At 42.3% G+C, this 13,807-nt stretch carries 10 protein-coding genes; 7 read left to right on the forward strand and 3 right to left on the reverse strand.

Annotation, left to right across the window (positions count from 1 at the left end):
• Positions 1-17 precede the first annotated feature (17 nt).
• From JWG45_RS03890 to JWG45_RS03900, 3 genes are read left to right on the forward strand one after another with little or no spacing between them, the layout of a single operon-like run.
• Positions 18-1,055: an NAD-dependent epimerase/dehydratase family protein gene (locus JWG45_RS03890; protein WP_205278474.1), complete on the forward strand. Its 1,038-nt coding sequence runs from the start codon at positions 18-20 to the stop codon at positions 1,053-1,055.
• The gene (locus JWG45_RS03895; RefSeq protein ID WP_205278475.1) at positions 1,052-1,756 is read left to right on the forward strand and encodes a glycosyltransferase family 2 protein; all 705 of its coding nucleotides are present in this window, start codon (positions 1,052-1,054) and stop codon (positions 1,754-1,756) included. Before JWG45_RS03890 ends, JWG45_RS03895 begins: the two co-directional genes overlap by 4 nt.
• A gap of 3 nt (positions 1,757-1,759) precedes the next feature.
• Complete coding sequence (locus JWG45_RS03900; protein ID WP_205278476.1) at positions 1,760-2,956, forward strand: AZOBR_p60025 family cell surface glycopolymer formation protein; 1,197 nt, start codon at positions 1,760-1,762, stop codon at positions 2,954-2,956.
• A 683-nt stretch (positions 2,957-3,639) separates the two neighbouring features.
• Here the strand turns inward: JWG45_RS03900 and JWG45_RS03905 are convergent.
• Positions 3,640-6,630 (reverse strand): DUF2339 domain-containing protein, encoded by a 2,991-nt coding sequence (locus JWG45_RS03905; protein ID WP_205278477.1) that lies wholly within the window; start codon positions 6,628-6,630, stop codon positions 3,640-3,642.
• 222 nt (positions 6,631-6,852) lie between these two features.
• Between JWG45_RS03905 and JWG45_RS03910 the strand changes: the two genes are divergently transcribed.
• Positions 6,853-8,529 (forward strand): acyl-CoA dehydrogenase family protein, encoded by a 1,677-nt coding sequence (locus JWG45_RS03910; protein ID WP_205278478.1) that lies wholly within the window; start codon positions 6,853-6,855, stop codon positions 8,527-8,529.
• A gap of 598 nt (positions 8,530-9,127) precedes the next feature.
• Positions 9,128-9,664 (forward strand): hypothetical protein, encoded by a 537-nt coding sequence (locus tag JWG45_RS03915; protein ID WP_205278479.1) that lies wholly within the window; start codon positions 9,128-9,130, stop codon positions 9,662-9,664.
• 92 nt (positions 9,665-9,756) lie between these two features.
• Here the strand turns inward: JWG45_RS03915 and JWG45_RS03920 are convergent, their stop codons facing one another.
• Positions 9,757-10,905: an adenylate/guanylate cyclase domain-containing protein gene (locus JWG45_RS03920; protein ID WP_205278480.1), complete on the reverse strand. Its 1,149-nt coding sequence runs from the start codon at positions 10,903-10,905 to the stop codon at positions 9,757-9,759.
• A 239-nt stretch (positions 10,906-11,144) separates the two neighbouring features.
• A complete protein-coding gene (locus JWG45_RS03925; RefSeq protein ID WP_408611596.1) occupies positions 11,145-11,459 on the reverse strand; it encodes a hypothetical protein in 315 nt (104 codons plus the stop codon).
• Between the two features lie 94 nt (positions 11,460-11,553).
• On the opposite strand from JWG45_RS03925, the gene JWG45_RS03930 reads away from it, so the two are divergent.
• Together JWG45_RS03930 and JWG45_RS03935 are read left to right on the forward strand one after the other, a co-directional pair.
• Positions 11,554-11,964 (forward strand): DUF5360 family protein, encoded by a 411-nt coding sequence (locus tag JWG45_RS03930; protein WP_205278482.1) that lies wholly within the window; start codon positions 11,554-11,556, stop codon positions 11,962-11,964.
• Positions 11,965-12,092: 128 nt separating this feature from the next.
• Positions 12,093-13,652 carry an SDR family NAD(P)-dependent oxidoreductase gene (locus JWG45_RS03935; RefSeq protein WP_205278483.1) on the forward strand — a complete coding sequence of 520 codons (1,560 nt, stop codon included), beginning with the start codon at positions 12,093-12,095 and terminating at the stop codon, positions 13,650-13,652.
• The last annotated feature ends 155 nt before the right edge of the window (positions 13,653-13,807 follow it).

The raw sequence follows: 13,807 nt of genomic DNA on the forward strand, positions 1-13,807 counted from the left end.
ATGGAAAAGGGATGTTTATGGCAAAGAAAGTTTTAGTAACCGGCGGATGCGGATTTTTGGGTTCTCACGTTTGTGAATTGTTTCGTAAACAAGGCTGGGACGTGATCAGCTATGATAGTATGACCAAATACGAATTGAAAAGAACCGGTTACGGCACCGAAGCCACGAGAGAATACAACTGGAACTATTTACAAGCGCTCGGAGTTACGATGGTAAAAGGGGATATCCGAAATCTCGAACATCTTCTCGACCGAACCACCGGTTGCGATTTTATCGTTCATACCGCGGCTCAACCCGCGATGACGATCTCTTGGGAAGATCCCGAATTAGATATGACGACTAACGTTGTAGGAACTTTTAACGTCCTCGAAGTCGCACGCAAAAGAAATATTCCCGTAGTCAATACGAGTTCGATTCACGTTTACGGAAACTCGATCAACGATTCTCTCAAAGAAGGAGCGACTTCTTACGAAAGAACTCCCGTTGCAATCGGTGAAGAACAGCCGGTGATGGTGGGAGAAATTTCTCCTCTTCACGCTTCTAAGATGAGCGCCGAACACTACGTGAGAACTTACGTGGACATGTATAAAATCAAAGCCGCTTCCTTTCGTTTTACCGGAATCTACGGCGAGCGACAGTTTGGCGGAGAAGATCACGGCTGGGTCGCGAATTTCGCGATTCGTTCCGTCTTTGGTTGGCCCTTGAGAATTTTCGGAACCGGAAAACAGGCTCGCGACATTCTCTACGCGGCTGACGGAGCGGAGAGTTATCTTCGCTGGTTTGAAAATCCGACTCCGGGCGTTTTTAACATCGGCGGCGGACCGGATCATAAAATTTCTTTATTAGAATGTATTCATCTGATCGGAGATATCTTGGGTAAAAAACAAGAGATCCAATTCGACGTGGAAAGACCCGGCGATATGCGTTATTTTATCTGTGATATCACAAACGCAAAAAAATTCGGATTCAACCCGAAATTCAAACCGAAAGAAGGTGTGGAAAGATTGATTCGCTGGATCGAAGAAGACAAGTCCGTATTCGAAGTTAAAAAATGAAAAACCTGGTCGTAATCCCGGCCTACAACGAGGAAGAAACCATCCGAGAAGTCGTAGAGCGCGCTCTCGCTTATTCGGATGTTCTCGTCGTAGACGACGCTTCGAAAGATAGAACTCCCGAGATTCTCAAAGAACTCATCAAAAAGAATCCGAAAAAACTTTTTACGATCCGTCACGAGAAGAATACTCACATTCCCGGCGGGATTCAGGACGGGATGAAGTTTGCCGTCGAAAAAAAATACGATTCCGTGGTCACGATGGACGCGGGTCTTTCCCACGACCCGGATAAACTTCCGGAATTCATTCAGGCGGACGCGGACCTTGTGATTGGAAGCCGCGTGACTTCGGACGGTGTTCCACTTTACAGAAAACTAATATCCTTTATCGCCGCGAAGGTCATGAATTACTGCATCTCTCCGGGAATTTTCGATCTTTTTGGATATCGTTTGAAAGATTGTACTTCCGGTTATCGAAAGTATTCCAAAAGAGCCTTTACTTGGATTGCGGAAGCCAAGTTGGAATCGATCGCCTTCGACTTTCACATGGAAGCTCTTTCCATCGTCGCAAAAAATCGAGGAACGATTTCCGAGATCGGAATTCACTACGTCTTCTCGAATTCTTCTTTCAATCGAAGAGTATTGAAACAAGCGATTCGATTCGCATTAAAACTTCTCAGAAGAAAATTAGGTCTGGTTGGTTAGAATATGAAATTGGAAACCTGGCTTCAAAAACTCGATTCTCCCTTAAAGGGACTTTTGATTCTTATTTTTCTCTATGGACTTGTGACGCTCGCGCTCTGGTCTCGTTACGAATGGAATCCTTCTTCGATGGTTAATTTCGGAGAAGAGTTTATCAAGAAGAATGAAGCGGAATCTCCGAGTGGGGTTGTGGCTTTCAAAGGAAAAGAAGGCGACCTAGGCGCCGGTTACGACGGACAAATCTTTTACTATTATTCCAGATCGATTTCCAATTTGAGTTTCGAATGGCCGGTCGGTTTCGACGCAACTTACAGAGCCCCGAGAATCGGTTATCCTCTGCTTCTTTCCGTCTGGGGAATTTTTGGAAAGTGGGGAAACATCGCGGGAATGTATATCCTCAGTCTTTCGCTTCTTTATCTTTCTTATCTATCGTTACGCGTTCTTTTAAAAGAAAAATCACACTGGGCGATTTTGTATCTGATATCCCCTTTTACCTTAGCGAGTTATTCGGTTCTTGTGAGCGATACGATCATGGTTTCCTTGCTCGTCCTTGCGATTTATTTTTATCAAAAGGAATGTTATATTCCTTTTTACATTCTTTCCGGCCTCGCCTTGGTGACTAAAGAACCCGCGTTATTCTACCTTTTCTCCTTGGGACTTGCGGCATTATCTAAAAAAGACATTAAGAAAATGTTAATCGTTGGTTCAACTTTGCTCGTTCCCGTTCTCTGGCAAGTGTATCTGAAATATACGCTTCCGAATTGGACTCCGACGAGGCTCGCGGTCTTTATGATTCCTTTTGAGGGGATTTTTAAATATCTTTTGGAGTTGGCGGGAAGTTTTACGAGCGGCGGCGGATTGAAACAGATCGTTCGATCTTTTTCCAAATTCCCTCTCGTCCTTCAATTTCTGACGATGTTTTTGATCCCGCTGACGGGATCTTGGAAGAAGGGGATTTTTTACAAGGTCGGATTTTCTTTGGTGATATTGATGATCGCGATTGCGAACCACTATCACTTCTGGTCCGAGTATATCAACACGATCCGTCTTTTTACGTTTGCGATTCCATTCTATCTTTTTATCAAAGCCGAAGACGAGAAGATTGTCGATCGACCATTCTTGATCTTATTCTTTATCAACCTGGCTTTGATCCTCGCGCGACTGACGATTCTTTATAAGGTTCAAGACTACGGAATTCGATAATTCTTTTCATTTTGGGAATTCTTTTTCGACAAGAAATTCTGAAGATGAAAATTGAGATTCAAAATTCTAACGGATTGAAAAATCCGAGTTCGCCCGAATTCGGTGAAAAGAAATTTGCTTGTGATAGGAACTTTCGAGGGCGAGATTTCGAATTGTCGCTGCAATCGGTTTAGTTTTGATTCTCCCTAAAACCGTTTCAAATACCGTTCCACAAGAATGCCACTAAAAGGTGAATCCGTGTGTTGACCTCAACAGTCGAAGACAATTTGAAAAAACGTCGAAGCCGGCGATAAGGTCGTTGAATCCAATTCGAACTGGGTGGAAATCTATCCGGTGCGCGGAATTGTATTTATCAAAACGAGTAAATTAAGAAATTCTTATAAATACTTTGATAAAGTGATAAAGATTGAACTCAAGAATGGGATTTTTTTCAACCGAGGGATCGGTTTCGTTTCGGTTGAAAATCCGGAATGGAAGAAGAAAGGATGTGTAATGATTTCTATCAAGCGCCTAACCAGGGTTAAGAAAACACGCTCAAGCCTCGGATCCTTTTGCACGGAGTTTAGGGAAAACGATCCAGTTCAAGTTTTGGGTCCTCATTTTTGCAAGGAAAGAATTCCTGTGAAATTTATTTTAAACAAGAACGCGGATTTTAATCCCGCGTTCGAACTCGTTTAGGCAGCTTAGACTTTTTGTTTAAAAACCCTGTAAGTCAAAAAGATCAAAACGGCGATTCCTAAGAAAAAAAGAAGTCGGATGATCCAAGTGGAAACGGGAGGTTCTCCGATCGAATATCCGAAATTTTCATTCACTCTTTCCTCTTTGATCGCAACTTCGTTTGGAACGGAAGTTTCCGTAAACGTTTTTGCAAAGTCGAATTCCGGTCCTTGTGCGTAAGGGTTTCCGTAAAAAATTCTAAGATTTTGGGAATCCGGATTTCCATTTTCGTCCGTATCCAAGGGAAAAACGATTTCCTCTTGAAGAATATAAATTTCAATTCTTTCCAAGGTTAGGGAAGGGTCGTCTCCGTCGAAAATTTCGAATTTGAGTTCGGATGCGATCGGATCCGCAAAGATAAAATTCGTACTCGGAGGAATATTCGGTTTTTTTAAAATATGATTTTCGGTCAAAAGACTAAATTCTTTCGAGCTGTCTTTGAAAAATATCTTAACGTTTCGGTCGAATTTTTCCTCCTTCAGATGGAGAACGACTCGGTGAACGGGCACTTTTATCGGATTTTTAAAATAGATTACGGAGGATCTTGTATCAGGATTGAAGCCGAATTCTAAATCGGATCTTTCCAAAACTTTTTTGAATTCCATTTTTTCGAGCACCGGCTTGTAGATCGCTTTCGAAAACGTAAACTCCGCGCCGGAATCGGTTTCTATTCGGACATAAGTTGTTTCCTCGTTGGACTCGAATTGAATTTCATTGGATGTTTCTCCGCCAAGGTAACTGTAGATATTAAAACTCGTTTGGATGCCTCGGTCTTCGGGATCTTTTCCCAGATAAATCGTTCCTCTTACTTCGTATTCGGGAGGGCCTTGCGCGATAATCTTCGTATAATGCGTTTTAGGCGGGCTCTTCGGAAGTTTTAAGACGTAGACGTTTCCTTCTTCGCTTTTTACCTTGAAGAGAAGTTTGGCGGAAGTTTCTCCTCCTTCAGTCGACGCTTCGATTGTATTACGGGTAATAAAGGGGATTGTTTTGCCGTTTTGAACGATTCTCCTGTCGTTGACCCCGGAATGTCTTACGATGTCTTCGTCCAACTTTATCTTCCCATAAAGGTTTCCGTCCTCGGTCTTTTCGATTTTCGGGATTTGAATTTCCTTATAATATTTATAACCTTTGGTATTGATCGTTTCCGCGGATAAGGACGAAAACGAGGATGTGGCGCCGATAACAAAGAGAAAAAGCGCCAAACCGGAGATGTTCTTGGAGATGGAGAGCTTGTCCTTGAATTTCTGATAAAAAAGACTCACCAAAAAGAATCCGACCCCGAGAGTAAAACCCGCGATGATTCTTACGATGAGACTCATCGTCCATATATCATAAAAATATAATTTTCCTACCAATAGGGAGGCCACAATGATTCCTACGATTCGGAACGATTTGAAATCGTATCGAAATCCAACAAAAAGAAAGAGGAAAGCGTAGAATGCAAGAACATAAGAATATCCTAAAATTCTATAGTGTTCGTCGCGGATCGCAAAATGGACGTCGACCATCGTTCCCCAGATTAAGGTGATAATTCCCATATAAATAAAGCCTCTTTCAAACCGGAAATCGGTTTTGTTTTTTCGAATTTGATAGGTTGTAAAAAGAAATAGGGACGCGAGGACGTAGAGCGCGAATCTTTCGTTCAAAAGAAAAATTCTATCTATATCTTCCATTTGATTTAGAAAGTAGAGTCTGAACAATGCGACCGCCCAAATTGTGATCGAAATAAGTTGAAAGGACGTCTTCTTTAGGTTAACTACTAAAATCGAAACGGCGCCCGCAAGCATAATCCAGGAAAACGTAAGCCAACTTCCTTCGGAGAAGTCCGTCAAGGACGCGAAAGTAAATCCCAGAAGAAGACAAAGGTTGATCGTTTCAAAATTGTTTTCCCGTTTTTGTTGCGATAAGAATTCCGAGTTTTTTCCGTAACGATCGATCATGACTGCGAAGAGGAGTGCGCCGAATAGGAAAAAATGAGCCGTTAGATTCGGATAGAATTCTTGCAGCTGATTGTATCCGCTATAACCGAAGAAGAGGGAATTGACGACTTGAAAAAGTGGAAACAAAATAGGATTCAGTTTTGGAAAAACGCCGCCCGAACCTTCGATCTGATCGAGCGACTTAGGTAGAAAGAAAAAGGTTCCGTATAAAAAGAGGAGGAAGGACGCGTTGATGAATAAAAACGGGACGATGAAACCGCTCTGACCGATATTTTCCGCGGACCAAAAAGTGTAGAGGGTAAAGTTTGCGATTAATAGAGTTAATGAAGATACCAACCAAGGTAGTTTTCTCAAAATTAAGAAATGAAGAATATTCAAAAAAATTAAATATCCGAAAAGGAACTGATACGAATTCTCACCTTGCGAAATCAGAACAGGCGACAATACGGATCCGATCAAACCGAAAATATAAAGTATTTCTTTGCGGATCCAATACGCCAGTCCGGAGGAAAATACGCTCAAAAAAGAAAGATAGAGAAACGTTTCCGAAAGAGTAAAAAGATCGTAGTAATAGTAAGCGCCGAACAAACTCAAATAGACTATGGAAAATCCGGTTCCCAAAACAGATTCGGGTAGAATCCGATATCCTTTAACGTTCAGTCGAAGTCCCGTAAAAGAGATTCCGAATCCGATCGACATACCGATTAGGATTCTTCCGGATTCGTTGACCCAACGATTGTCGAAGGCATATTTGATAAACCAGATCGTAGCAAGAAGAATGGAGAAGAGCCCGACTTTTCCTAAAAGGTTTCCTCCTAAAAAAAGCTCCCATTCGGGGCTTCTCGTTTTTTCGACCGACTTTTCTATCTTTGTTTCGGAAGAAGTTTTTTGAAGGGGAGGTTGAATCGTTTCCCCTTCGGTTGGATTGGAGGAATACGTCGCGATTTCTTTTTTGAGAGAAACGACTTCTTCTTCGAGTTGATCTAAACGTTTTTTTATTTTCTCGATATCCAAGTAATACCTTCCATCCGAAGCATTCCGATAATTTCGCTAATTCCTCCGATGGAAAGCAAAATAACAATTTCTCTACTGTCTTTCTGACATAATGAAGTTTTGGCTTTGATCTTAAAGCCTATTCGGTTCTTGAGATTGTTCCTCAAAAAGCAAATGACAGGGGGAGAAGTTGTGATTTTCTAGTGATCAGATTCGAATTTTTTACATCAGGATTAAAAACCCATGAGCGCAACCAAGACCGCCGTTGATCAAGCGACCGCGAAAAAAGCTCTTTCCATCTCCGCAGGAGTGATTGAGGACGTTACAAAAGCCCTTGCTGCACGTTGCAGCGTAAACGGAAAAGTTTCCGTAGAGAAGATGGACGCAAACCAGCTCGTCCAGTATCAAATCGCATGGCTTACAGCCGAACAAAAGATTGCAGAAAAGTTTGTTGATTACGCTTGGGATTCTTCCCTGGGAACCGGAGATCTCGAACAAGAGATGGCAGTCGTCTTTGCGGCTGAAACCGTGAATCACGTTCGTTCCGAAATCAGTTCTCGTCCTGCGGAATACGGAATTAAATCTTCCGATTTAGTTTCCAAAATTTACAACGAGGAAATTAATAAATTTCTCGAAGACGCGATGGCGATCGAGAACTACAATGAGATCGCGGATAAGATCGTTTCCAAAGGTCACTTTGGAGCCTACGGTCTTGACGACGATCACGAGATGTTCCGCGAAACCTTTAAGAAGTTTGCGGAAGACGTTGTGATGCCTCATGCTGAACACGTTCATCGACACGACGATATCATTCCCGAAGATATCATCGGCGGACTCAAGGATATGGGATGTTTCGGTCTTTGTATTCCCGAATCCTACGGTGGAATTCAACCGAACGATAGACCGGATAATCTTTCCATGCTCGTTGTTACCGAAGAACTTTCCCGAGGCGGTTTGGGAATCGCAGGTTCTTTGATCACTCGTCCCGAGATCATGTCCAAGGCTCTTCTTAAGGGTGGAACACAGGCCCAAAAAGACAAGTGGCTTCCTCTTCTTGCAACCGGAGAAAAAATGGCGGGGATCATGGTAACCGAACCGAACTACGGTTCCGACGTTGCCGGCGTATCCGTTACCGCAAAGCCGTCTAACGGTGGTTGGGTGATCAACGGTGTTAAGACTTGGTGTACTTTTGCAGGTTATGCAAATCTTCTTCTGATTCTTTGTAGAACCGAGTCGGATCCTTCTTTGAAACACAAAGGACTTTCCATTCTTCTCGCGGAAAAACCGAGCTTTCCTGGTCACGAATTTACTTATACTCAGCCGGAAGGCGGAAAGATCGAAGGAAAAGCGATCGGAACGATCGGTTATCGCGGTATGCACTCCTTCGAAGTTTCCTTTGATAATTACTTTGTTCCCGCAGAAAATTTGTTAGGCGGAGAGGAAGGTAGAGGAAAAGGATTCTACTTCCAGATGGAAGGTTTTGCGGGTGGAAGAATTCAGACTGCGGCTCGCGCTCACGGTGTGATGCAAGCAGCTTTGGAAGCCGCTCTTCGTTACGCTCAAGAAAGAGCCGTTTTCCAAAAACCGATTTTCGAATACAATCTTACTAAGTATAAGATTGCGAGAATGGCGGTGATTCTTCAGGCTTCTCGCCAATATTCAAATTACGTTGCAAAACTTTTGGACGATCACAAGGGACAAATGGAAGCGACTCTGATTAAATTCTACGCTTCTAAAGTTGCTGAATGGGTAACGAGAGAGGCGATGCAGATTCACGGAGGAATGGGATACGCTGAAGAATATGCGGTCTCCCGTTACTTCGTAGACGCTCGAGTGTTCTCGATCTTTGAAGGCGCCGAAGAAGTGATGGCTCTGAGAGTAATCGCAAAATCTCTTATGGACCAATACGCGGCCGGTTGATCTGAAAAGATAAAATCGAAAAAGTCTATTCAAAAAATGGAATGGACTTTGAGGATAAAAGGCGGAGTGATCCGCCTTTTATTTTGAGAAGACGTAAATTCCTTTTTTACCGGCTAATAAATCGGTTTTCTCTTCATCGAGGCGGCGGCCTCGGGACGGTTTTTTCAGCTTTGTAACATCGGTTACTTCGATGAAAGAAAGGGCAAGTCACAAGGTAACCCATGTCTCCGGTCTGAAGTGTTACCTATGTTCCAGTAAGGATCTTGGGTGGAGGGTGGAAACGAACGGGGAAATTTTACTGTATCACGAAAATTGCATGTTGTCAAGTGTCGCCGTTGTCGGATTTTCTCTGTCGGAATTCCGACAACTTTTCCGTGAAACTGGCACCCCCACCCTTGTTGGGTGGAGGAGGCGGGTCCGCGGGGAAAACTCCGAAAATCGTTCTTTATCAGAAAATAATGATTCTTTCAAGAGAAATTCCTTTTCTTACGTTTTGTCGGAACTCCGACCAAAAAAATCTCGGTTGACTTTTTGTCTTTCTGCTTGTCAGAGCGATACTTTTCTTGATCGTGATTCGACCGTAGATCCTATTCTCACGATGAAAAATGTCCTACCGGATAAACTAACGAAAAAAAGAAAAAGAAATAAGGTCGTCTATTCTTACGATCGTTTTAAATTTTCTTCTTTGATTGGAATTTTTATCTCTTTGTTATTTCTTATTACGCTTCTATCAGACTTGATCGATTTTAGAATTTCGGAAAATCCGATTTGGCTGATCCCCGCTTTGTTTATTCCGGGATATATACTTTATACTTCGGTTCACTACTCTTTTAATTCTACGAATATACTGATCGATTCTTGGTTTGTGATCGTTTATCCTTCCCCCATTCCGACGAGATGGAGAAAGAAAATCAGGACTAAAAGCATTCGTAACGTTTTTACAAAATCGATTCTTGTATCTTCTTCGGATAGTTCTCCCGAATATAATATCTATTCCGTTTGTTTTGCGTTAGATGACGGAAAAGAAATCGTCATTCTGGATAAGATTGATGATTTCGTTCATGCGAAAGCGATCGAAAAACTTTTGGCGGAAGAATTGAATACAAACTCAGACCGTGTTTCTGGAGCGATCTGATCTATTTTCAGATACCTTTTGGGGATGAATCAAAACTGAAAAGGTTACTTAGTGAATTTCTTGCCGGAATCATCGCGTGAGTTTGCGGATTTTCACTCCTTCGGAGAGAAAATATTTCTTTCTCCCGTAATTCCTTTTAAACTTCTTGCTCCCAGAAATTCGAACTGATCCTTTCCGATTTTTTCGGCAAAATTTTCGGTCGTCAAAATACTTTTTCCGAAATCTTTGCAGAGAGATTCGACCCGGAACGCTTGGTTGACGGCGTTTCCGATCACGGTAAAATCCAAACGATCTTTGGCTCCTACGTTCCCGTATACGACGTCGCCTACGTTAAGCGCCATACCCAAATAAATCGGAGTATCCGGATTTTCCTCGTTCCAATGTTTTACTGAACTTTTGATTTTGGTCGCGGCGTTGAGAGCCGAAATACAGGCTTGATGGGGATCTTCTTTTGCGGGGAAGATAGCGAGGATTGCATCCCCTATAAATTTTAGAATTTCACCTTTCTCTTCTTGAATCGGTTGTGCTGTTAATTCAAAATAGCGGTCCAAAATTTCTACGATTCTTTTCGGAGAATTGTTTTCACTCAAGGAGGAGAAGTCTCTCAGATCCGCGCAAAGGATCGCGGCGTAGATGGATTCCCCAGTTCCTCTTCGGAACTCACCCGCTAAAACTCTTTTGGACGCGTTTGGTCCGAGATAAACTTCCAAGAGTTCGTTCACTGCAAACTTTCTGGATTCTAAATCCAAACGTAAGGATAATACGCTTAGGATAGAACGAAAGGAAACAATCTGTTCCTCGGTAAATCCTTCGGGTGCGTGTGTCGTCCACGAAACCACACTTCCAATATTGAGGCTGAAGGTCGCGGGAAAGATGCAGTAATCGGTGGCTCCCTTTTCTTTCAAATCGACGCAGATCGGATAAGAAAGGTCCGCATCGGGACCGACCAATTTACAACGTATGAATTCTTTTTTTCCTTCTCGAATCAGGTAGATCGGACTGTCGATGTACTGCGGCTCACTCAAAGCGCCGTGAGGAATTAAGAGCATCTGAGTTTCCTCTTCCTTTGTCCAGATGATAGACCGAACCATCACTTCCGGATGCATCGTAGGAATGCTCGTAAAAAATCTGGAAACAGGAATTCCGAATTCGATCAGTCTTTGATTGAGTCCTTCCAACAATTCTTTCGTTTCTAAGTTCCTGGATTCAGGACCGGCTAACCAATCGATAATTTCTTTCATTCCAATTTCTTCTTCTTTTTCTATTTTTGGTTTTTGTCTTAGACCGTTCTCTTTTCTCTTTAGGTCCATAAATAAAAAATCGATCGCTCGTCTTTGTGTAAAGCGAGATTATAATTCGATTCAAACTTAAAAGAAGTGGGGAAAAGGAATTTTAAGAAGTGAGAGAAGTTTTATAAAATTCGATTTACAGAGAATAGAGTCTCTGCAAATCGAAATCGGATTTTTAAAAGTTTATACTTTCAATTTTCTCCGGGAAAGCTGGTCACATACTGAATTTTTATGTCAGGAAAACTTGTAACAAACTGAACCTTTGTATCGGGAAAAGAATTAACGATTTCCCATTTTCCGCAAGAATCCGGAAACGAAGTCACTTTTTGAACTTTCAGGTCCGGAAAGGAAGTTACTTCCTGCACTTTGACGTCCGGAAAACTCGTAACAATTTGAATCTTTCCATAAAGTTTTTTCCCGTTGAAAGTACACCCGGATTGAACGTTGCCTGCGTAGACGAACCCGGCTCCTATCGTCAGACAAATCAGAAAAGCGATCATCAACATTTTCTTTGTCATTTGAATACTCCTTTTGGGTCATTATCTAATCTTGGAAATTTATTATTGAAACTATTTTTTAACGAACGGACTCAAAATAGTAATGAACAACTTACTCCCTGGACTTTTCCTTTTTACGGATATCGGCTTTATCCTCTACTGGATGATCACCGGTTTTCAATGGATTCCTGAATCGTATCTTTTTAAGGATTATCACGATCCGATTCTTTTGGATTGGAATTGGTCCTTTTTGCCGTTGGATCTACTGGTTTCGATTAGTGGATTTTATAGCCTTTATCTCAGAAAACGAGGACGTTCCGAATGGGAGAGAATGGCGTTGATCTCCTTGGTTCTTACGAGTATTTCGGGATTACAGGCCGTTGCGTTTTGGAGTTTTAGAAGGGACTTCGATCCTTCTTGGTGGATTCCCAATCTTTATCTTTTGCTTTATCCGATTTACTTTATCTATCGACTTGTATTCTTACCTTCAAGAAAAGCGGAAGGAAATATCTAAGAAGAATACCTAAAAGGAAGGGTTCTTTTTTCCTTTGAAATTGAGTTGCTCAATCGACTCTTCTTTTCGGTATAGTTTAAACGTAAAGAAGAATCTGACTCTTCTCTTTTTGAATCGAGCTATCATTTATGAACCAATCTCAAGACAATTCGAATACGGATCCAAGTTCGGAAGATATACAACGTTGTATTCGTCTTTTGGAAATGCTTGCGGAAAGACCGGAGCTTCTTACTTCGATTCCCGAAGAGGAACGAATCGCTCTGATGATCGTTTCCGGAAAAATATCCCGTCCCGATAGAAATGAAATTCGGATTCGAAATAAGACCATCAAACGTTCGAGAAGAAAGGAGATGGTTACCCAGGAAAAAAAAGCAAGAGCTCTGACCGGGATTCGAGTTGCGAGAACGGCGACCGTGTTCAAAGCCCCGTTGCAAATCGCCGATCAAACCGATATCTGGAAGAGCAAGGACGCGCCGGAACTCTCGTCCCCTCGAAATTGTTATGTCTGCAAAAAGGAATATACAAAACTTCATTTTTTTTACGATTCTATGTGTTTGGAATGCGGAGATCTGAATTACAAAAAAAGATTTCAGATCGCTTCTCTTCACGGTCAGGTTGCGTTGATCACCGGTTCCCGATTGAAGATCGGATATCATTCTACTTTGATGCTTTTGAGAGCGGGAGCAAAAGTAATCGCTACGACTCGTTTTCCGGTGGATGCGGCGCTTCGTTTTTCGAAGGAATCCGATTTCAAAGAATGGTCGGATCGACTTCAGATTTTCGGATTGGATCTCAGACATACCCCGAGTGTTGAACTTTTTGCGAGTTATATAGAGGAAACGATTGATAGACTGGATATTCTAATCAATAACGCTGCGCAGACGGTAAGAAGGCCTCCCGGCTTTTACGCGCATCTCATACAGGCGGAACAGACGGATTTTCAGGACTTATCTCCCGACGTACGCAACCTTTTGAAGTTGCACCAGGATTGCAAAGAGCGTCTAACGTCATTCGGAGGTCCGAACCTTGCGAACGAGACCGCGCTTCCGGTAAGTTGGAACGGGAAAATTCCCGGAGTGGGAATTCGATCCTCTGCTCAACTTTCGCAGATTCCGTATTCGCACGATAATTCTTTCGAATTGGAAACCGTGTTCCCGGAAGGACAGATGGACGCGGATTTACAACAAGTCGATCTAAGAAAGACAAATAGCTGGAGATTGAAATTGGGAGAAATCCAAACTTCGGAAATGCTCGAAGTCCAACTCGTAAACGCGGTCGCTCCTTTTGTTCTTTGTAATCGTCTGGTTTCCGTTATGCGGAGAGAAAATACGGGTCAGAAACATATCGTAAACGTATCCGCTATGGAAGGAAAGTTCCATCGTTTTAAAAAGGAAGACAGGCATCCTCACACGAATATGGCGAAGGCTGCGCTAAATATGCTGACTCACACTTCGGCGAGCGATTTTGCAAAGGACGGAATTTATATGAACGCCGTCGATACCGGTTGGGTTACGGATGAAGATCCCATTGAGCTCTCACAGAAAAAACAGGATCTTCACGACTTTCAACCTCCTTTGGATATCGTGGACGGCGCGGCGAGAGTTTGCGATCCGTTCTTCGACGGAATTCTGACCGGGAAACATTGGTGCGGTAAATTCTTAAAAGACTATTTCCCTATTGATTGGTGATTTTTAGGCTCTATTGATATTTTAGAATATTCTAAAATAATTATTTTTATTTCTTTTGCTCTCTGTAAATGACGGTCCTTTTTGGATCGATTTCATTTTTGAACCCGTCCCAAAAAATCATAACCTGATTCAGAAGTTGAGAGAAACTGTAACGG

This window comes from Leptospira ainlahdjerensis, from assembly GCF_016919175.1.
GTDB lineage: Bacteria > Spirochaetota > Leptospiria > Leptospirales > Leptospiraceae > Leptospira > Leptospira ainlahdjerensis.

What these genes read in the sequence shown, in the direction of transcription:
- JWG45_RS03890 (WP_205278474.1), top strand. Translation starts at nt 18, where the DNA reads ATGGCAAAGAAAGTTTTAGTAACCGGCGGATGCGGATTTTTGGGTTCT.
- JWG45_RS03895 (WP_205278475.1), top strand. Translation starts at nt 1,052, where the DNA reads ATGAAAAACCTGGTCGTAATCCCGGCCTACAACGAGGAAGAAACCATC.
- JWG45_RS03900 (WP_205278476.1), top strand. Translation starts at nt 1,760, where the DNA reads ATGAAATTGGAAACCTGGCTTCAAAAACTCGATTCTCCCTTAAAGGGA.
- JWG45_RS03910 (WP_205278478.1), top strand. Translation starts at nt 6,853, where the DNA reads ATGAGCGCAACCAAGACCGCCGTTGATCAAGCGACCGCGAAAAAAGCT.
- JWG45_RS03915 (WP_205278479.1), top strand. Translation starts at nt 9,128, where the DNA reads ATGAAAAATGTCCTACCGGATAAACTAACGAAAAAAAGAAAAAGAAAT.
- JWG45_RS03920 (WP_205278480.1), bottom strand. Translation starts at nt 10,905, where the DNA reads ATGAAAGAAATTATCGATTGGTTAGCCGGTCCTGAATCCAGGAACTTA.
- JWG45_RS03925 (WP_408611596.1), bottom strand. Translation starts at nt 11,459, where the DNA reads ATGTTGATGATCGCTTTTCTGATTTGTCTGACGATAGGAGCCGGGTTC.
- JWG45_RS03930 (WP_205278482.1), top strand. Translation starts at nt 11,554, where the DNA reads ATGAACAACTTACTCCCTGGACTTTTCCTTTTTACGGATATCGGCTTT.
- JWG45_RS03935 (WP_205278483.1), top strand. Translation starts at nt 12,093, where the DNA reads ATGAACCAATCTCAAGACAATTCGAATACGGATCCAAGTTCGGAAGAT.